The organism is Candidatus Neomarinimicrobiota bacterium (assembly GCA_030743815.1).
Classification (GTDB): domain Bacteria; phylum Fidelibacterota; class Marinisomatia; order Marinisomatales; family S15-B10; genus UBA2146.
On record JASLRT010000068.1, the window covers coordinates 1 to 20,188 of the forward strand.

A 20,188-nucleotide genomic window follows, 5' to 3' on the forward strand; every position below is an offset into this window, starting at 1 on the left:
TGGTGTTTCATTTGCCCTAATATAATGCTTAATTTACATAATGTCAAGTATTGTTTATATTATTATTTACAATGGGTATTGTAATAGTGATTGCAAGGGGTTTAATATCACCTATGAAAGCAAGAGACGCAATCCTTGGACTTATCAGGGACAGTAAAATTCAAGCGATTCGGGTTGCCGAACTCTCAGGTATTACAGCGAATACTATCTCACGCTGGCGAGCTGATCAGGACGCACACATCCGACCGTCCAGTATTGAGGCGATTGCCTCCGCCCTACATTGTCGAACTATATGGAAGGACTATAATAAGACCGAATGTGAGTTTGTAGATGAAGAGAGTCCCTCATTGGAAAAGGAAGGGGCTACAATGGAAATAGAACAGCGATACGAAGCACACGTGGTAGAGGGGCAACGTGAACGCTTCGACAAAGTTACTGGCACATGGGAACGATACGATGAGGAGGGCGACGAATGGCACGTCTTGGGGGGAGGCGTGTCACGCAAACAAATGCCAACCAAATAATTGCTCCTAAAAGCCCCGAAAAATAACAAGCCCGACAGTTTCTACCATCGGGCTTTTTTCTCCCCCACTGCCGGAGGATTGGCGGAGAGGGAGGGATTCGAACCCTCGGTAGAGCTTTTAACCCTACACTCACTTAGCAGGCGAGCGCCTTCAGCCAACTCGGCCACCTCTCCAATGTTGTCGTTTCCGTCGAGAGTGATGACAAAGTTACCAATAAGTCCATCCTCTTTCAAATAGCTTTTCCGAACACCTGATGCGATTTAGTCGAGATGTTACTCCTGATTGCTTTGCGACCAAACTTATAGTATAATTGAACAGATCTTAACGTCACTAGAGAATGAATAATCAGTTGCGCAACATTTATCTCATCGGCATGACCGGTGTCGGAAAATCAACCGTCGGCAAGATACTCGCCAATCGCCTGCGGTGGGCGTTTGTGGATATCAACGAAACTATGGAAGCTATCTATGGACGAAGTTTGAGAGAGATCATTGAATCGTTTGGCGAGGAATCTCTCAGGAATATGGAAAGTACCACGCTTCAGGAACTGTCGCAGGGTGAACACCAGGTCTTTGCTTGCAATAGTGATTCCGTACTCGATGAGTCAAAGATGGGTACAATGCAGACTACAGGAATCACTATCTGGCTCGACGCTCCGGCAAACGAACTCGTTCAGAGAATCGAAAGAATGGAAGACCCGATAGTACCGGAGGAAGGAGAGCCGTCAAAGGTGATTGAAACCATGTTGAAAGAGAGAGAAGCATTCTATCAGCAGGCCGATGCCAGAATCGCCACCGACGAGTTCACGCCCGAATCGGCGGCTGAGCAGATCCTGCAGCTGCTGCGCAAACTATAATCTTTTCTATACGCAAAAAGGGGAGATTTAACTCTCCCCTTTCACGTTGATTGTATGGAACTATACTGTCAGGCTCGCCTCAGACAGGCAATCCTTCCAATGCGGCAAGACTTTCTTTCAGATCTTCGTCACTGAAAGGTTTGTCCTCCAAGTTGCCTGCGAAGTAGTTATCGTAAGCAAGCATATCGAAGTGACCGTGACCTGAGAGGCCGAAAAGAATGGTCTTCTCTTCACCCGCTTCCTTCGCCTGAACTGCTGCATCGATAGCGCTCTTGATAGCGTGACTCGATTCTGGCGCCGGGACGATCCCTTCTGCACGAGCAAACTGAACTGCGGCGGCGAAGACATCATTCTGTTCGTGTGCCTCGGCCCGGATAATGCCGTCTTTCACTAACTGGCACAGCATCGGTGCATCGCCGTGATAGCGAAGTCCGCCCGCATGAATCGGCTCCGGTGTGAATGTATGTCCCAGCGTGTACATGGGAACCAGCGGCGTCATACCGATTGTATCGCCGAAGTCGTAACGCCACTCACCTTTCGTTAAGGTTGGACATGCGGTAGGTTCAGCAGCCACAAAGTCAATATCCTTGCCGTTGATCTTGTCCCTCACGAACGGAAAAGCGAGGCCGGCAAAGTTCGATCCTCCGCCGACACAACCGATTACTACATCAGGTGAATCACCGGCGATTTCCATCTGCTTCATCGCCTCTTGTCCGATGATGGTCTGATGAGTAAGCACATGGTTCAGCACAGATCCGAGCGAATACTTGGTGTCTTCACGTGTAGCCGCATCTTCCACGGCTTCAGAGATGGCAATCCCCAAACTTCCCGGTGTGTCGGGAGTCTGCTCGAGAATCTTCCTCCCGGCTTCCGTATCAGGACTTGGGCTGGCTACAATTTCGGCGCCGAAGGTCTGCATGAACGCCTTGCGATACGGTTTCTGATCAAAACTGATACGCACCATGTAGACTTTGCACTCCAACCCGAACATCTGCGCGGCATAGGAAAGGGCACTACCCCATTGACCAGCTCCGGTCTCCGTCGAAAGCCGCTTTACTCCTTCTTCCTTGTTATAGAAAGCTTGAGCAATGGCGGTGTTCGGCTTATGACTCCCCGGCGGACTTACTCCTTCATACTTGTAGTAAATCTTGGCCGGTGTACCGAGTACCTTTTCAAGCCTGTGTGCCCTGTAGAGAGGCGACGGCCGATAGAGACTGAGCGCCTCGAGAACAGGTTCAGGGATATCTATATACCGCTCCTGACTTACCTCCTGGAGAATAAGTCCCATAGGGAACAAAGGAGCAAGATCGTCGGGGCCGATGGGCTCTCCCGTCCCCGGATTGATGGGCGGCGGTGGTGGCGTCTCCATATCCGCCGCTACATTGTACCACTGCCTCGGAATATCCTTCTCATCCAACTGTATTTTTGTCTGATTCATAGTCTGCGTACCTCCTTTGAACTTTTGTCAGCGATTCCCAAAATTTCTTTAAGACCATATTACACTATACCTCTCTATTTAAAGATTTATCGAGGCAAATACTGTTTAACAATTGAGCAATGTGACTGCGTCTCACCCTAAGGCACTTAGTCCCACCTCACGTTAAATGAGGGATGTAATGTTCAGTGCAAATCAGGCCCCCATTGTTATTCTTAATATTGATAAAATGATCGTGTGATGCAATAAAAAAAATCCGAGGCAGAAAAAGTGTTCTAAGGACTAAATCACTCACTCTCGCGCCAGATTTCAGCGCCGAGTGCCCTGAATTTATCTTCGATATTTTCGTAACCCCGATCGATATGATAGACACGGGAAATATCAGTTCGGCCCTCAGCTGCCAATCCCGCAATAATTAGAGAAGCGCTGGCGCGGATGTCGGTCGACATCACAGGCGCACCAATCAGCTGTCCGGTGCCATAAACACGGGCGTTGTTACCCTCCAGCTCAATTCTGGCTCCCAAACGGGACAGCTCTGCCACATGGGTAAACCGGTCTTGATAGATTGTATCAACAATAGTAGCGTTTCCGTCAGCCAGCGCCATCAGCGCCATCCACTGCGCCTGGACATCTGTAGGAAATCCTGGATAGATTGATGTTGTCACATCCACCGGCCTTATCCGTTCTCCCCTCTTGAGCGTAACTGAATCTGTGCCGATTGTGATATCATTTCCGGCATCGTTAAGCCGTTCAATCACACCGGCAATGTGATCGGGAATTACTCCGAGAACCGATACGGTATCCCCTATCATTGCACCGGCGATAAGAAACGTAGCCGCCTCAATTCTGTCCGGAATGATTCCGAAGTCTACGGCTTGAAGGGATTCCACGCCGCGAATCTTTATTGTGTCGGACCCCATTCCCGAAACCTGACCGCCCATGGCATTGATGAAATCACACAGTGTCACTATTTCCGGTTCACAGGCCGCATTCTTCACAACAGTCTCGCCTTCAGCTCTCACCGCTGCCATGACTGCATTTCCGGTGGCGCCCACTGAAGATTTGTCGAAATCGATTGTGTTGCCGTACAGTTTCTCTCCTTTTGCCACCACATATCCTTCTTCAAGAGAGGTTTCAGCACCCAGCGCCTTCACGGCGGAGACGTGGAAATTAACTGGGCGGGGTCCCCACGCACACCCTCCCGGAAGTGAAACCCTGGCATAACCGAAGCGGGAAAGGAGCGGCCCCAGCACATAAAAAGACGCACGCATCGTCTTCACAAGTTCATAGGGTGCCTCCGGATTGTCACACCCTCCCGTATCGATCGTAACCAGGCCGTCATCAAATGATACCTCCGCCCCGATTAATTTGAGCAGTTTGATCATGGTACGTGTGTCGCGAAGATTTGGTACACGGCTGATCCTGTACTCCCCCGGCGCCAGCAGGGTAGCCGCCATGACTGGCAAAACAGCATTCTTGGCGCCGCTTATCTCAACACTCCCGTTGAGTTCATTGCCGCCGATGATAACAATCTTATCCATGTTTATCCTCAACCTGTTCAATCGCTTTGTTCATCTTCAGGAATCTTTCTGGCAAAAGCACAACCGCACTCCCGACGAGAACGCCAGCACTGTCCGCCATCCAGTCGTAGAACTGCCCTGATCTTCCTGACACAAAATGCTGCCACAATTCATCAAGCATACCAAAACAACACCCCATGAGAATCACCCCTGTCACGCCGGGCAAAGTCCTTTGTTCCAGCGAGCGTATCAGTAACCACCCGAGAATTGAGTATTCCGCCAGATGAAACATCTTATCCCAGTTCAGCAATCGAAAATGGAGGGTTCTGCCCGGAATTGATGAAACAAATATTATCAGGAGACAGTACGCTATCGCCAAGCGGCGATACCTAATCGCACTCATAACCAGCGATGACAGAGGGGACGCTTTTAAGCAGATCTCCGGCAATGAGACCGCGGTATCCGTGTGAAGCGAGCAGTGCGTCCGCCGCTTTGCCGTGGATATAGACTCCCAGCTGTGCCGCGTCGAATAGAGGCACTCCCTGAGCGAGAAATCCGGCGATCAATCCCGTCAGAACATCGCCGGTTCCGCCCGTGGCTAATCCCTGGTGACCGCTTGTATTTGCCACTACACTTGCACCGTCAGAGATAAGCGTCGGTGCTCCTTTTAAAACAAAGACACCACCAACCTCCCTGGCCGATTCGAGAGTAAACTGAAAGGGATCGTCAATAATCGTCTGCTTCTCGATGCCGAAGATGGCCGCAGCCTCACCGGCGTGAGGCGTCAGGATGAATTCATTGCTCATAGATTTTACAAAACCAGGATTGCCGTGCAATACCCTCAGTCCATCTGCATCGATGACAACAGGTTTGTCAATTGCGGAGAGGAGTCTCTTTGCAAATTCAACTGATTCACCTGATGTTCCCAGACCCGGGCCAACGGCAGATACGTCGCACCATTCAATCTGATCTTTGAGGTGATCGACCGACTTTTCGGTGAAATATCCTTTCCCATCATCGATCACCGGAGCGGTGATGACTTCCGTCAGTTTTGACTCGTAGATGATATTCAGGCTCTCAGGAATTCCGGCAATGACCAGTCCCGCCCCCGAACGCAGAGCCGCCTCCGATGCCATACAGACGGCACCTGTATATCCTTTGCACCCGCCAACCACCAACACCTTGCCCTGTCGATGCTTATAGGTGTCGGCAGCCGGCTTGGACAGAAACTGTTGTGCAAAAGAGTCCTCTACTATTCGTTTGTCTATCTTAAGCATTTGGAACGCCTCCTCCGGATAGGCGAGTTCCGCAATTTCCAGATCGCCTGACAGTGAAGCTCCCGGCTCCACCACCAGTCCCTGCTTCAAAAAACCCATCGTAACTGTCGCCCCGGCTTCCACTGACACACCAAGAACCTGACCACTGTCAGAACTGACTCCCGATGGAATATCGATAGAGAGAACGGGGAGACCAGATGCGTTAATATGGTTAATCCATTCTACCGCTTCCTCTCTCACCTTACCTTCTATCCCAGTCCCGAGAAGACCGTCCACGATAAGATCGAAATTGGAAAGGTCCACGTCACGCATGTTACCGGGAAAGGTAACCTCCATTCCGTCAGCGATGCACTTGTCGTAAAAAACTTTAGCATCACCGTCTATCTTCTCTTCAGGAACAGATGAGAAGAGAGTAATCTCAACATCAGCCCCGGACAGGTGAAATGCCGCTGCATACCCATCTCCTCCGTTATTACCTTTGCCGCAGATGATTGCCACTTGTTTGCCACCCGCTGTTGATACCACCTGCTCAATTCTTTTTGCGAGAGCCTCTCCCGCCTGACCCATAAGCGTTTCTCCGGAGACGCCCATTTTTGTCATCGTATGACGATCAATCAGCCGCGCATCTTCCGATGACAGAACCCTCATCGGCACTCTACGATGGCCACCGCGGTGGCATACCGCTGTGTATGTGAAATGGAGATCTGAAAATCATATTTATTCTTGATGGAAGAACCGACATTTACGGAAGGAGGACCATCATCGCGCAAGATTTCAATATCGATAAGAGGGATATTCTTCTCACCAAGCGTGAGGAGAGCTTTCTTCACTGCCTCCTTTGCCGCAAAGCGGCCGGCCAGATGGATGTCCGGGTCGGCGCGCTCTTTACACCATGCAACCTCTTGACGTGAGAATATGTGATTAAAGAATCTCTCTCCATGATGCTCATGCATCTCACGAATTCTGTCTATTTCAACAATATCGGTTCCTACCGCATAATTATTCTGCATTTAGAGATTCCACGATATTGACAATTTCATAGACATTCTCTACGTCCCAGTCAGCACCCGAATCTTTTGTGCCGAACGTATCACCGTACTGAGCAAAGACGGTACGGATACCCAGTTTTGACGCACCGACAACGTCCCGCTCCGGCCAGTCTCCCACCATGAGCACTTCAGCCGGATCCAGCTTCAGCCTGTCCAGGACCAGTTGAAATCCCTTTGGTGACGGTTTACGTTCCCCAACATCGTCGAATGTCAAGACGAGATCGAAGAGATGGTGCAGATTGAGGTAGTAGATTCTCAGCCACGCTTCTCTTGTAGGAGCATCCGAAACCACGGCCAGCTTTATGCCCATCTTGGCCAAAGTGATGAGAGTGCGCTGCACATTGGGATAAAGCATCAGTGAGGCCTCGCGCGCTCGCCGATAGGCAACGATCCCGGCCGCTAGAAACTTGAAATCGACGCTCCCGTGCTCTTGCTTAAGAAAATCGTTGAATACTTCCTGATTCTCCCACCCCTGCGTTTCGTAAAGATGCATAATGTCGTTATAAGCCTTCTCGGCATCTATATCAAGGCCGGCTTCTATCATGGAATCTACAGAGGCACGGATGGCATTCTGTTTCATCTTGATAAAATCAAGAAGTGTGTTATCCAGATCGAATATAACAGCCTTAATCATGATAGACGAAAATACGGCGTGCAGCTGTGAATTAAAACGAATGGATACAAAAAAGGGTGCCTCGAGGCACCCTTTTCAACATACATGGAATCATTTAAACTTATCCGGATTCTTTATCTTGTCGATTTCGTATTCAGCCGCCTTACGCCACGATCTGTCTTTGCGCGCTTTTTCAAGCGCATTCAAGGCTGCCGTTTTGTTACCCAGACATTTCTCCGCCATCGCCAGTTCAAACCAGGCCGGCGCAAAGTCTGCTTTCCCATCGATGGACTCGTGAGCCGCCTCCTTGGCTAATTCACAGGAACCTTGAGCATTATGCGCCTGAGCCAGCATGGACCATGCAACCGCCGATTTACCATTCAAGGCAGTTGCTGTCATCAAGGTGTTGACAGCCTCACTCCACCGTTTCTGCTGCACAAATATCTTGCCCAGGTCCTCATACGCCTTGGCATATGAAGGATCGGCTTGTATTGCCTGGTTATACGCTGATGCAGCTGCATCGTAATCACCCATCTTGAGATGGATTGTCCCTTTCTGTGAATACGCTTTGGCATAATAGGGATCTGTCTCAGTGGCACGATCCAGAGATTTAAGCGCACTATCGATATCACCATTTCTCTGTTGAGCGAGGGCTAGTGCAAACCACCCCTTGGCGTAATCAGGAGCCAGTGCAACAGTCTTCTGATAGCGTTCGATAGCTTTACCGTACTCGCCCAGTTTTGTGTTGATGTAACCCAGCTGAAAGTGAGCGCGGTGGTATTCCGGGTCAAGTTTCAACACATCTTCGAAGCTTGTTGCGGCCCCGTCATAGTCACCCCGTCTCAGGGACTGATTACCTTTATTATACGTTTTATCAGTTATCCCTTTTAGGGCTACCCGTGGTCTTTCGTAGGATGGATCACTGGCTATAGCTGCCCTGAAAGAAGCGGCCGCTTCGCTGATCATATCGTCTCTCATGTTCGCAAGACCAATATAATAGAGTGCGGGGGGTGTGAATTCAGGATACTCCTCCATTACTTTCTCAAACTTGCTAATAGATGCAGAAGCTTCACCGCCGTTAAGGCTCCGTGTGGCATTGCCTAAGAGGGAATTTAGCCCACGAATCCTGTCGAACTCTTGACGGTATACTTCATTGTATTCGTCGTTCTCGATGGCATTTCTCAGGTATTTTCCGGAACTGTCGAGGTCATACTTCATGATTGCTATCCGACTCAGCTGAAAATAGGCTTCAGCGAAGAGTGGATTGATATCCACTGCCCTCTTAAGCACCGCCTCTGCCGAATCGGTCAAACCTTGTTCAATTAAACTCTGTCCCTCGGACAAAAGATCTTCACCGCTTTGCGCAGAAAGAAAGTAGCCAATTAAAAGAACCAATGCTGATAAGTGTTTGATGCTTCGTATCATATTATCCCCGTTTAACTGATTATTAAAACAATCCTCGTGCCGAAGGCGGGACTCGAACCCGCACGTCCTCTAGGACACTACCCCCTCAAGATAGCGTGTCTACCAGTTCCACCACTTCGGCGACATTCCGGAACATGTGGCACTATTTCTCTCTCGCTTCCGGCAATGAAAGTGGTACAGGAAGATCTACGGCTGGTGAAACTGTTTCTCCTTCTGCCCTCTGCTTGACAATCGATTCGTTGCTCGCCGAAGGAACATTCACGAGACTAATAAGAATAGCAAGTGTCATAAAGGCGATAGCCAATCCAACTGTTACTTTACTGAGAAAACTGCCGGCGCCCCGCCCGCCAAAGATGGCCGTTGAAGCTCCCGCACCAAAAGTGCCAGACAGACCACCGCCGCGACTGGCTTGCATCAGAATCACAGTTATCAGCAAGATACTAACAACCACATGCAAGAAAATCAGAAAACCGTACATTTACGTTATTAATCTCCTTTCAGATCGCTGCTCTGATAATTTTCTCAAATTTCTCAACTTCCAGACTCGCTCCTCCCACCAGAAAACCGTCAACTTCCTCTACTTCAATCAGTTCCTTGCAATTGTCACCATTGACGCTGCCCCCGTAAAGGATTCTGACAGAGTTCGCTTCGTCTTCAAATGTCTCTGTCAGCATACCTCTAATTGTGCTGTGTGCTTCCAGGATCTGCTGCGGGTCAGCATTAAGTCCCGTCCCGATTGCCCAGACAGGCTCGTAGGCAATCACTACCTTTTCGACTGTACCCGTTGCCAGAGTTGTGAACACAGCATCAAACTGATGTCGCAGAACATCCACTGTTGCCCCGCGCTCTCGCTGCTGAAGACTCTCACCGATGCAGACAATTGGCCTGAGTCCCTCAGCAATAGCAAGAGAAGTTTTTGACGCGACAGTTTCGTCAGTCTCCTGGTAAAGATTCCTCCTTTCTGAATGCCCGATGATAACCCAGTGGGATCCTGAGGTTTTCAGCATAGTGGAAGATATCTCACCGGTGAATGCACCTTCTCTTTGGAGAGCCATATTTTGTGCACCCAGCTGCAGGTTTTCCTCTTCGAATAGAGGACCTATGTGAAAGAGCGAAGTATAAGGAGCGCATAATATAATATCGACCTCATCTATGTCCAAAATCTTATTCTTCAGCAACTGGACATAAGTAAAACTTTCCTGGGCTGTTTTATACATCTTCCAGTTCGCCGCTATTAATCGTCTGCGGTTATTCATCAAGACACCCCAAGAGCCTCAAAGGCAGGCAGATCAGCGCCCGCCAAGAGTGCCAACGACGCCCCGCCACCTGTAGAAATATGAGATATATTTTCATGCTGTCGAAATTTCCGGACGGCTGCGGCAGTATCTCCACCGCCAAGGATGGTGGTTGCACCCCGGGATGTAGCCGCCGCAACTGTCTTTGTCATCGCTGCTGTACCGTGACTGAACGCTTCTACTTCAAAGATTCCCATCGGTCCGTTCCAGATGACTGTGGCACTCTGATCTATCACTTCTTTAAATCGCATCATCGTCTGCTCACCAATATCCACCCCTATTTCGTCTTCCTCTATATCATGCATGTTCTTTTCGCCTTTGGCGCGGCCGGAAGCTACATCATCAGTGACAACAAAATCCAGCGGCAATCGCAGCCTGGCTACCGAGCTTACGGACTTTTCCAGAATATTTTTCGCCGTATCAATCATTTCATCTTCCACCAGCGACTGTCCTACTGTCTGACCGTCAGCTTTCAGAAAAGTGAAGGCCATCCCGCCACCAATGAGAATATTATCGGCTTCGCGCAGAAATCTTCTGATCAAAGAAAGTTTTGTGCCGATCTTGGCTCCGCCCAAAATGATAGTCAGCGGTCTTTTCGGACTGGTAACCGCCTGATGCAAATAATGATACTCCTTCTCCATAAGTAAGCCTGCCGCTCTGTCAACAGAGGATAAGGCAACCCCCACGTTCGAGGCGTGAGCACGATGGGCAGTGCCGAAGGCATCATTGATATACTTTGAACTATGCCGTGACAGTTTTCGCGCAAATTCTGGATCGTTTGATGTTTCACCAGCGTGAAAGCGTAGATTCTCCAGCAGGTGAACTTCGCCGGGCACGAGATTGTGCGAAACATCGACAGCATCTTCTGACACACAATCTTCAGAAAACTTTATCGGCAGTTCCAGTAAATCTGAGAGTGTTTCGCCAACAGGAATCAAACTGAGTTCATCTTTTCTCATTCCTCCGGGACGGCCGAGGTGCGACATCAGGATCAGGGACGCCCCTTCCTCAAGACAGTAATTGATGGTAGGCAATGCAGACCGAACACGAAAATCATCCGCTACAAGATCGTTCTCAAGCGGTACGTTAAAATCGACCCGGACTAAGATTCGCTGTCTTTTCAACTCCAACTGTGTTACTGTGCTGATCACTGTCAAATTCTTTTCTGATGACCGTTTCCCGGTGCCTAAAGGTATGGCGTTCCAACTGTCACCACAGCAACAAATTTTGCTCCTGATTCCTTCAATGCCATAGCAGACGAAGAGACAGTTGCCCCCGAAGTCAGAATGTCATCCACGATGAGGATTCTTTCATGATCACTCATTCCGGACACCATAAATGCACCGGCAACATTTTTCTCCCTCCCCTGCAGCGAAAGCGTCGTCTGGGAGACGGTATTCCTGCGGCGGCGAAGAAGGTTCGGGACGTATGCGATACCCAGTTGTTCAGCCAGAGGTTCCGCAATGGATTCGCTCTGATTAAATCCACGCTGGCGCAATTTTGTCACATGGAGCGGAATCGGCACCACGGCATCCAACCTCATTTTCTCGATCTCATCCCTTAACATTCCGGCCAACCGCCTGGACAGTTCGCCGGCCACTGACCGCTTCTCATCGTACTTGAGCGCATGAACAATTAGCTGAAGAACTTCATCGAAATACCATCCTGAGAAAGCGGCGTCCAGTGTATCACCCAGAGAAAGCTTCTCGACCCAGTTGCCGAGCATAGTAGCATCGAGCCGTCCCCAGCAGTGGTGACAGACAATCTCTTCATGTTGCTTAAGTTTCTCATCACATGCAGTACAAAATGGCGGATAGATGAGGTCTACGAATCCTCCTGCCAGTTGCTTGATTATGGAGTGGTTCTGTTTGCTATTCAGCAGTTCATCTCTTTTTTTGAGTAATCAAGATTTGTCTTTTTAGGATTAAATCCGGATTGAACATGGCGATAATTTACACATTTTCACGACATAGTGCGGGTAGAGAAACAAGCAAAATATGTGTAAAAAACCATCGTTGATTCACTAAAGATTTGTAAATTTAGTGTAGGAATAGTTCTGTTCATTATAACCGTCTGACACGTGTTTTTTCGATTGACAAACTGACACTCAACTCAAATACGGAGGAATTCTCAAATGTATTCATCAATCGACGATTTCATGAATATGATTGCTGAAAAGAATCATGGAGAAAAGGAGTTTCAGCAGGCAGTACACGAAGTTGTGGAATCTCTCTGGGATTACGTTCAGGCAAATCCGCAGTACGTGACGGGCAGGATTCTGGAGCGGATGACGGAGCCGGAGCGTGTCCTCATGTTCCGTGTGCCGTGGCGGAACGATCGGGGAGAAATCGAGGTTAATAGGGGTTATCGAATCGAGTTCAACTCTGCTATTGGACCTTACAAAGGCGGATTGAGATTTCACCCGTCTGTAAACCTCTCCATTCTCAAGTTCCTTGGATTTGAACAGGTATTCAAGAACAGTCTTACTACACTTCCCATGGGCGGCGGCAAGGGCGGATCGAATTTTGATCCGAAGGGAAAATCTGATAACGAAGTCATGAGCTTCTGCCAGTCCTTCATGACGGAGCTTCAGCGGCACATCGGTCCGCAGACAGATGTTCCCGCCGGAGATATCGGTGTGGGCGCGAGAGAAATCGGATTCCTTTACGGTCAGTACAAACGTCTTCGCAATGAATTCACGGGCGTTCTCACAGGAAAGGCTCTTAACTGGGGCGGCAGTCTGATCAGGCCTGAGGCAACCGGCTACGGAACCGTTTATTTCGCGCAGGAGATGCTTGGAACAAGAAACGAATCAGTTGAAGGCAAGAGTGTTTCGATTTCCGGCTCAGGCAATGTGGCACAGTTCGCCGCCGAGAAGGTTCTCGATCTGGGAGGAAAACCGATTACATTCTCGGATTCCGGCGGCAGCATCCACGATCCGGACGGCATCAACAGAGAAAAGCTGGCATATATTCTTGAGCTCAAGAATATAAAGCGGGGCCGGATTCACGAATATGCTGAGAAATATGGTTGTCAGTATATGGAAGGTGAACGTCCCTGGAGCGTCAAGTGCGACGTTGCGCTTCCGTGTGCTACTGAGAATGAAATCAATGCTGAAGAGGCCAAGACGCTCGCGGATAACGGCTGTGTCTGTGTTGCCGAGGGGGCAAATATGCCTACCGAGCCTGACGCCATTCACGTCTTCCAGAAGAATGGAGTACTATACGGACCTGGAAAGGCAGCCAACGCCGGTGGAGTAGCCGTATCCGGATTAGAGATGGCTCAGAATGCTATGCGGATTCAGTGGTCCAGAGAAGAAGTAGATCAGAAACTGCACAGCATCATGAAGAGTATTCATGAGCAATGTCTTGAATACGGCAATGATAACGGAATGATGAATTACGTCAAGGGCGCAAACATTGCCGGGTTCATTAAGGTAGCCGATTCAATGCTCGATCAGGGTGTAATCTAGCCTGACAACAATCCTATTAGAAGACCAAGCCTATCTCTTAGGCCAGCCCGTTTTCTTTCCGAATTGATACCGATTCCCTGATCACGGCCATGCCGGTCTGCCCATCTATCCAGATTGAGAGAGGATTCTCCAGTCTTACCCATGTCACCAGCGGTGACTGACGATAGACCGGCTGATCACCCAGCCAATCCCAGTCGATAAAGTCGTGTCCGCCTTTATGGCTTACCGTAAGGTAGCCCAGATGAAAACTGGTAACATTCTGGAAAAAATGGCTGCCGAATGACGGATCGATAGGAACCTCCTCCAAGCCTACCTCAACAATCACTTTGACCCGCGAAATATGATCCCATTTCACAGGGATGCCAAGCCATGGGTCGGCACTACCCCAGCGCCCCGGTCCCATGAGGAGATATCGTGTTCTACCTCGCATTTCCCGGTTGAACTCAGCAATCTCACTGGCCATTTCACCGGTCTTGGCTGTATCGAACACAGCAGGCTTCACAAACACCACGTCGCTCAAGTCTTCGATTCTTCCGTTTCCGAGCGCCAGACTGCTTCTACATACAATACTGTCCTCATCAATTGTCTTTAGCTGGATGTTACGATCAAGCGTATCGATGGTCATGGGACGCACCTGAAGTAGACAGAATTCTGATTTTATTTCAGGATCATCTGAAATATTGCAGGCAAACTCCGCTTCGACGGGACATCCCAATGCCGCGTGCCCCGCATCCAGCAAGTGAGCAGATATATCGCTTAGAGGAAAGGTATCCGTCTTGAGAATATTGGCAAAAGTCACCACACGCGGTCCCTCATAGCTAAGTGAATCGCGGACGATGTCATCTTGCGCTGTAATCACGCTGCCCACATGACGTAAAGTTCCGTCTTCTTCGGCGACAGAAAGAGGCAGGAGATCCAAGTTATCCTCTTCATTGATATCGTGTGGGTGGACCTCCTTTGTCAGATCGAGAGCGTAGAAAGCCGTCTGGGAGTTCTCCAGAATAGCTTCTGTGGAATAGAACTGAGGAAGTATGGAGGGGTATTTGGGTGAAAACCGCAGCGCTTTCCCCCCTTCGGCGATGGTCTTGCCCAAGCCCAGCGCCACATGAACCGCGCCTTCCTCACGCTTCATGTAGGAAACGGGATAGTAATTCAAGCTCTGTCCGACACCACTGAAGGTCGGATAGAAGCGGTTGTTCTTGGTTTCACCAACCAACTCTTGGATGATGATAGCCATCTTTTCGTCTTCTATTAGATGAGAGGATGCCTCCATGGCGACCTTCACTTCGTTTGAGAACATAGAGGCATAGACTAGTTTGATGGCAGCACTTACCTTCTTGACCCTGGCGGTGAGAGATCCGGATCGGTTCGAAATCATGTATGTGGCGTAGAGACCAGCAAGAGACTGGAAATGCATATCTTCCAGAAGTCCGGATGAACGGATCGCAAGAGGCGCTTCCAGCTGACCAAGATACGTCTTGAGGAAACGGATAACTTCTTTCGAGAGTTGCGCTGAAAGAAACTTTCTCTTTATTGCGTCAAAATCGGAAACGTCAAAAACAAACTGCCAGAGATCATTCTTGTTCATGAAATCGTCAAACTCATCAGTCGCCACAACAGCAATTCGTGGAATTCGGATGGTCACATTTGGAAAAGACTTTTGCAGATCCTTTTGCTCGATGAGATTGGTGGCGAATGCCAGCCCGCGGGCCTTTCCTCCCAGCGAACCTCCACGGACACGAATGAAGTTCGAGGAGGGATCGATAGGTCCCTCTTTGTACTGGTAGACGCGTCCAGAATAGTGGACATGCCTTGTCATCTCTATGCAGCTCACCAGATACTCACGCAAAGTCTGCGCATCCGGAAAATCAGATATCTGAACAATCCTGACCTGAGATGCGATGGAGAATTCTCCCCGGGCTGCCAGCCAGTTTGAGAAATGATTCCTGGTGGCATGATAAACAATGGATTCGTCGGTTACGGTCAACAGCAGTTTTTCCATTTCATGAAATGTTGTAGCGCGGGCTACTTCTTTACCGTTCGGTGCGCGAAATACAAAATCACCAAAACCAAAATTCTCCTTAATGAAAGTCCTAAGGTCGTGTATCAGTGTTTTTGAATGCTTGTATAAGAAAGCTGTTCTTAATTCATCAGCAGTAGCTTTGAGATTAAGATTCGACGACTGAAAAAGGATCGGCATAAGCGGCTCTTTTTCCCTGACCCACTGAATGAGCCGGTAGCCGGCATTGGGATCCTTCTGCCCTTTGCGGGGAAAGCGAACATCAGAGATGATGCCGAGGAGGTTTTCACCGCACATCTCCACATAGTTTTGAGCTTCTTCGTATTCCGTTGCTAAAAGGATCTTCGGGCGGGCGCGCAATCTTAGCAGCCGATGAGTATCGTTAAGACTGCGATCCATAAGCGCCCTGGTGTGATAGAGAATCTCTGCATAGACGAGAGGCAGAATGATGGAATAGTAGAGCGGATTATCCTCAACAATAATGATTGCCCGCACATCACCCCGCTGAATATCGCGTTTAACGTTCTGTCTGTCTTCAATGTACTTAATGATCACCGGGAAAACGTTTGCATTGCCGCTCCAGACAAATGTTCTGTCAATGGCCTCCGGCTGAAGATGATCGCGAATATGGCTGATTTCAGTGACGTCATAGACCAGCAAGATAACGGGAGTGTTGGGATAGTTCTGCTTCACGCGGCGGCCAAACGCATTGGGGTCCATATCGGTGATCCTGAGAAGAGTAATGATAAGATCATAATGACGGCGCGAGAGCATTTCCAATGCTTCCGATGCGCTGGAGGCGCGCCATACCCTCGGCGCATAGCTGAGGTTCATTCCGAGATACTCTGAAAGTATCTGTTCAGTCAGCCGGCCGTCCTCTTCCAGGATGTAGGCGTCGTAAGGCGACGCCACCAAGAGAATCTCGTGCACCCGGTGCAACATTAGATCGTGGTAGTCCCAGCGCGGAAGCCTGTCGGCTTCAGATTGCTTCACCATGCTGTTGAACCTCTCATCAATTTCTTCCCGTAAAGATTGCCTCTGGAACCTACAATTCAGCCGGGTTAGACGCAACACCCGCGCATGAAGGGACAGTATTTAGTGAAGAACAGTATTCTAATCAGTCAAACTTGACTGATACTATATTGGAAACACCCGACTGGGCCATTGTCACACCGTAGAGAAACTTTGCCGCCTCCATAGTGAGCTTGTTGTGAGTGACAATAATAAACTGCGTATCCTCAGAGAATTTCTGCAGCACTTTCGTGAACTTACTAATGTTGTTATCATCCAGCGGCGCATCCACCTCGTCAAGGATACAGAAGGGACTCGGCTTTACAAGATAGATTGCAAACAGAAGCGAAATAGCGGTCAGTGCCTTTTCACCAGAAGAGAGCATTCTGAGGTTTTTGGTATGTTTGCCTGGCGGTTTCGCCAGGATTGATATGGAGGCCTCAAGAGGATCGTCAACACCGGTGAGATCAAGGTCTGACTCACCCCCATCAAAAAACAGTTTGAATGTCCCCCTGAAATTGTCACGAATCTTGCCGAAAGTTTCAAGAAACTGATCCCTAGCAGCTTTGTCGATGCGGCCCATTGTTTCCATCAGGCTCGCCTCTGACTTTAGCAGATCGGCCAGCTGTTCTTGCAGGAATTCCAGCCGCGCGCTTTCTTCACCGTATTCGTCCTTTACCGCCATGTTTATGGGACCGATCCTCTCAATACTGCGTTCAATTCTGTCGATCTCAAAGGTAAGATCTTCTATTGAGCCGGAGACGTCAGTAACCTCCGTCAGATCCGAGCGGTACTTTTCACGGATACGGCTCTCGATCAACTCGATCTGACCTTCGTAGTCAGCCACCTGCAGCTCCATTCTTTTCACCTTTTCCGCCAGTCTCTCCCTCTCCTTCTGCTCATCCCTGATCTCACGTTCAAGCTTCTCGATCTCACGGAATGTCCCGCGAAACGCCTCCTCCTTCAACTCTTTTACAGATAACACCTTTTTATATTGCGCGTTCAGCTTTTGCAGCTTCTTCACTTCCGCACTCTTATCGTTATCCAGCTGCACCATCTCTTCCTTCAGACGTGAAGTCTCTTCCGTCAGATGTACAATCTTTTTCTCCATCTCATCAATACTGTCTTTCGCCGCCTCTATCCGATAGCTCAGTGTCTCCTTCTCATTCTCCAGGCTGACCAGCTCAAAACGGACCTCCTGAATGGCGGTATTTTTTTCCTCACGCCTGTTTTTCACCTGCTCCAGCGATTCACGTGCCAAGGCAATCTTGCCCTCGTAATTCTCCTCCTGAGTCTTAAGATCGTGCAACTGAGGTGTCATCTTGTCTAAAGATTTCTCCAGTCCGAGGATATCATGCCTTGTGGTGACTATCTGATGCGTCAAAGCCTTCAGGGCGTCCACGGTCTGTGAGATCATGTATTCATTGCGAGTGATCTGTCTCTCAACTTCAGACAGGGCGTCAATGTCAGCACTCAGTTCGCCGGATATAGCCTGGTGTTTGTCTTCGCTTGATGATAGTTTTTCATCCGCTTCGCGCACATTTTCCTGCACTATGTTACCCTTCTTCACCAGCTTATCTATTGTGGCATCCAGCTCCTTCAATTTTTCTTTTCTCCCCAGGATGCTCACTTCTTCCTGAACGTCAACGCTGGAAATGGCGCCGGTATTCTCATAATAGCGACCCGACAAATCAGCGATACTACCCGAAAAACTTTTCGATTTCCGCAACCGTTCTGCAGCACCGGAATCTTGCACCAGTGTGAGGTCACCGAACAGGAAACGGATCAACGGCACCACATCTTTCTGCGTATTAATCACGTCGCAGGCCTGAGCGACAATTCCCTTACCGGCGGGCGCTTTGCCTGAACGGGACGGACCCGGCGGCACACTGTCAAGAGGGATGATAGCGACATTGCCCAGCTTTCGTTCTCGGATGTCGTCAAGCACGGTGTAGGCCGACTCCCGCGTTTCGCATACCAAGTATTTCGCCTTCAGTCCCAGACTGGCTTCCAGGGCACGACGATACTTCTGATCGACTTCAATCAGATCCGCAACACTCCCGAGAACGGACGGATAGTCTTCTAAGTGATTGAGTACATGCCTGATCCCGGAAGGGTATCCTTCCTTGCTCTCTATGATTTCGCTGTAGAACTGACGTTGCGATTCAAGACTTTCCACCTGGTTCGCAATCTTATGAAACTCAAGGGTCAGATCGTGCCGTTCGGAGCGCAGAGTCTGGATCTCTTCATCCAGCTGCTCGATGGCTTTGCGCTCCGTAGCGACAGATTGCTCAAGATCTTTCCTCTGATTCAAATATTTCTTCTGCTGCTGCAGGATCGTTTTCTTCTCACTCTCAGCTTCGTCAGCATCCGATTCGAGCGTTTCCAGGTACTCACCCTTATCTTCCAGTGTCTGCTGTGTTCTCTCCAGAAGTGAGCGAAGGTCGTTCAGTTTCCTCAGATGATCAATGTGATGAGAACTGAGACGCTGGAGATTCTCTTCAACTCTGCGGTAGTTTTCATCGCTCTCATCAAACTCTTCTCGCCGCGCATTATATTGCCGCTCCTTATCCTCAATCTTGGGAGCGAAAGTCTCCATCTCAACTTCAAGTTCGCTGATGCTGAATTTCTGGGCACCGATTTTCTCTTCGAGCTCCTCTTTCTCTACCGAAAGTCGCTCGATAGTTCTTTCAGCACTCTTTACCTGCTCAGTGATTACCAGAATACGATTGTTGGTAGATTGCCTGGCGTCAGACAGTTCATTCAATTTCTCCTGCATTGATCTCAATTCTAACTCTTCACTCTTGTAAGTCGTCCGCAACTGTTCCAGAGAAGATTCATGGATTTTCTCCCCCTCCACACCGATGGAACGCTGATGGGTCAATTCGGTAACACTCTTGACAAGCGGTACCAGAGCTGAGTTGAGCTCCTGACGCTGAAGAAACGCCCGCTCAACCTCCTTCTGCTGAAGTTTATCTACCAGTTTGGCGTGGCGGTCGTAACGTTTAAGCTGCAGCTTGAGAGCATTCACTTTGCCGTCAACTTCGGCGATTATGTCGTTCACCCTGTTGATATCAGCGGTTGTTGCTTCAATTTTCAGCAACGTCGATTTTCGCTGATGCTTGTACTTGTTAATGCCGGCGGCCTCTTCAAACATCCTTCTCCGGTCTTCCGCATTCTCGCTGAGAATGTCTTCAATCATCTTCAATTCGATGACTGAATAAGCGTCCGCTCCCATACCGGTATCAACAAAAAGGTTGTGAATATCTTTCAGACGGCACTTTGCCCGGTTGATCATGTACTCACTTTCGCCATTCCTGAAAACGCGGCGCGTGATTTCTACATCCGTATAGTCCACCGGTAGCTTCCCTTTATCGTTGTGGACGGTAAGATTGACTTCGCAGACGCCCAGTGGCTTCCTCGATTCTGAGCCGTTGAAAATAATATCCTCCATCTTCTTGCTACGCAGCATGGTGTACTTCTGCTCACCGAGGACCCATCTCACCGCATCGACGATATTCGTTTTGCCGCAACCGTTTGGTCCCACGATAGCGGTGATACCATCGCCAAAATGGAGCTTCTCCTTCTTGGCAAAGGACTTGAAGCCGTGCATCCTGAGTTCTGAGATATACATATATTCAGGCGTTACTCTATTGGACGCCAGAAGTCTGCTACTGTATCGAACAGCCTG

General features: G+C 49.2%; 16 protein-coding genes and 2 tRNA genes. 3 read left to right on the top strand and 15 right to left on the bottom strand.

All coding sequences use genetic code 11. The features are described from left to right. The first annotated feature begins 113 nt into the window (after nt 1-113). Complete coding sequence (locus QF669_05465) at nt 114-524, top strand: helix-turn-helix transcriptional regulator (GenBank protein ID MDP6456885.1); 411 nt, start codon at nt 114-116, stop codon at nt 522-524. A gap of 79 nt (nt 525-603) precedes the next feature. Here the strand turns inward: QF669_05465 and QF669_05470 are convergent. Beyond that, nucleotides 604-697 (bottom strand) — tRNA-Ser (locus QF669_05470). Nucleotides 698-861: 164 nt separating this feature from the next. Between QF669_05470 and QF669_05475 the strand changes: the two genes are divergently transcribed. Further along, nucleotides 862-1,380 (top strand): shikimate kinase, encoded by a 519-nt coding sequence (locus QF669_05475; protein ID MDP6456886.1) that lies wholly within the window; start codon nt 862-864, stop codon nt 1,378-1,380. 79 nt (nt 1,381-1,459) lie between these two features. Here the strand turns inward: QF669_05475 and QF669_05480 are convergent, their stop codons facing one another. The 12 genes from QF669_05480 to QF669_05535 all read right to left on the bottom strand — a co-directional run bounded on the left by QF669_05480 (nt 1,460) and on the right by QF669_05535 (nt 11,720). Continuing rightward, nucleotides 1,460-2,818, bottom strand: coding sequence for a TrpB-like pyridoxal phosphate-dependent enzyme (locus tag QF669_05480; GenBank protein MDP6456887.1), 1,359 nt, complete (start codon nt 2,816-2,818; stop codon nt 1,460-1,462). A gap of 284 nt (nt 2,819-3,102) precedes the next feature. Beyond that, complete coding sequence (gene murA / locus QF669_05485; GenBank protein ID MDP6456888.1) at nt 3,103-4,356, bottom strand: UDP-N-acetylglucosamine 1-carboxyvinyltransferase; 1,254 nt, start codon at nt 4,354-4,356, stop codon at nt 3,103-3,105. Further along, the gene (locus QF669_05490) at nt 4,349-4,738 is read right to left on the bottom strand and encodes a VanZ family protein (GenBank protein ID MDP6456889.1); all 390 of its coding nucleotides are present in this window, start codon (nt 4,736-4,738) and stop codon (nt 4,349-4,351) included. Before QF669_05490 ends, murA begins: the two co-directional genes overlap by 8 nt. Beyond that, nucleotides 4,725-6,260: an NAD(P)H-hydrate dehydratase gene (locus tag QF669_05495; protein MDP6456890.1), complete on the bottom strand. Its 1,536-nt coding sequence runs from the start codon at nt 6,258-6,260 to the stop codon at nt 4,725-4,727. Before QF669_05495 ends, QF669_05490 begins: the two co-directional genes overlap by 14 nt. Continuing rightward, a complete protein-coding gene (acpS, locus tag QF669_05500; protein ID MDP6456891.1) occupies nt 6,257-6,622 on the bottom strand; it encodes a holo-ACP synthase in 366 nt (121 codons plus the stop codon). The genes QF669_05495 and acpS overlap by 4 nt, the downstream gene beginning before the upstream one ends. Continuing rightward, nucleotides 6,612-7,295, bottom strand: coding sequence for an HAD-IA family hydrolase (locus QF669_05505; protein MDP6456892.1), 684 nt, complete (start codon nt 7,293-7,295; stop codon nt 6,612-6,614). Before QF669_05505 ends, acpS begins: the two co-directional genes overlap by 11 nt. A 90-nt stretch (nt 7,296-7,385) precedes the next feature. After that, on the bottom strand, nt 7,386-8,699 hold the full coding sequence (locus QF669_05510; protein MDP6456893.1) for a tetratricopeptide repeat protein: 1,314 nt from the start codon (nt 8,697-8,699) through the stop codon (nt 7,386-7,388). A gap of 37 nt (nt 8,700-8,736) precedes the next feature. Further along, a tRNA-Leu gene (locus QF669_05515) sits at nt 8,737-8,820 on the bottom strand. 21 nt (nt 8,821-8,841) lie between these two features. Then, complete coding sequence (gene secG / locus QF669_05520; GenBank protein ID MDP6456894.1) at nt 8,842-9,177, bottom strand: preprotein translocase subunit SecG; 336 nt, start codon at nt 9,175-9,177, stop codon at nt 8,842-8,844. A gap of 19 nt (nt 9,178-9,196) precedes the next feature. Continuing rightward, nucleotides 9,197-9,955, bottom strand: coding sequence for a triose-phosphate isomerase (gene tpiA, locus QF669_05525; protein ID MDP6456895.1), 759 nt, complete (start codon nt 9,953-9,955; stop codon nt 9,197-9,199). Further along, complete coding sequence (locus tag QF669_05530; GenBank protein ID MDP6456896.1) at nt 9,955-11,145, bottom strand: phosphoglycerate kinase; 1,191 nt, start codon at nt 11,143-11,145, stop codon at nt 9,955-9,957. The genes tpiA and QF669_05530 overlap by 1 nt, the downstream gene beginning before the upstream one ends. Nucleotides 11,146-11,180: 35 nt before the next feature. Beyond that, on the bottom strand, nt 11,181-11,720 hold the full coding sequence (locus tag QF669_05535; protein ID MDP6456897.1) for a ComF family protein: 540 nt from the start codon (nt 11,718-11,720) through the stop codon (nt 11,181-11,183). Nucleotides 11,721-12,128: 408 nt separating this feature from the next. On the opposite strand from QF669_05535, the gene gdhA reads away from it, so the two are divergent. Continuing rightward, a complete protein-coding gene (gene gdhA / locus QF669_05540; GenBank protein MDP6456898.1) occupies nt 12,129-13,466 on the top strand; it encodes an NADP-specific glutamate dehydrogenase in 1,338 nt (445 codons plus the stop codon). Nucleotides 13,467-13,503: 37 nt separating this feature from the next. Here the strand turns inward: gdhA and QF669_05545 are convergent, their stop codons facing one another. Next, nucleotides 13,504-16,482 (bottom strand): PEP/pyruvate-binding domain-containing protein, encoded by a 2,979-nt coding sequence (locus QF669_05545; GenBank protein ID MDP6456899.1) that lies wholly within the window; start codon nt 16,480-16,482, stop codon nt 13,504-13,506. A gap of 121 nt (nt 16,483-16,603) precedes the next feature. Continuing rightward, nucleotides 16,604-20,131: a chromosome segregation protein SMC gene (gene smc / locus QF669_05550; protein MDP6456900.1), complete on the bottom strand. Its 3,528-nt coding sequence runs from the start codon at nt 20,129-20,131 to the stop codon at nt 16,604-16,606. Between the last annotated feature and the right edge of the window lie 57 nt (nt 20,132-20,188).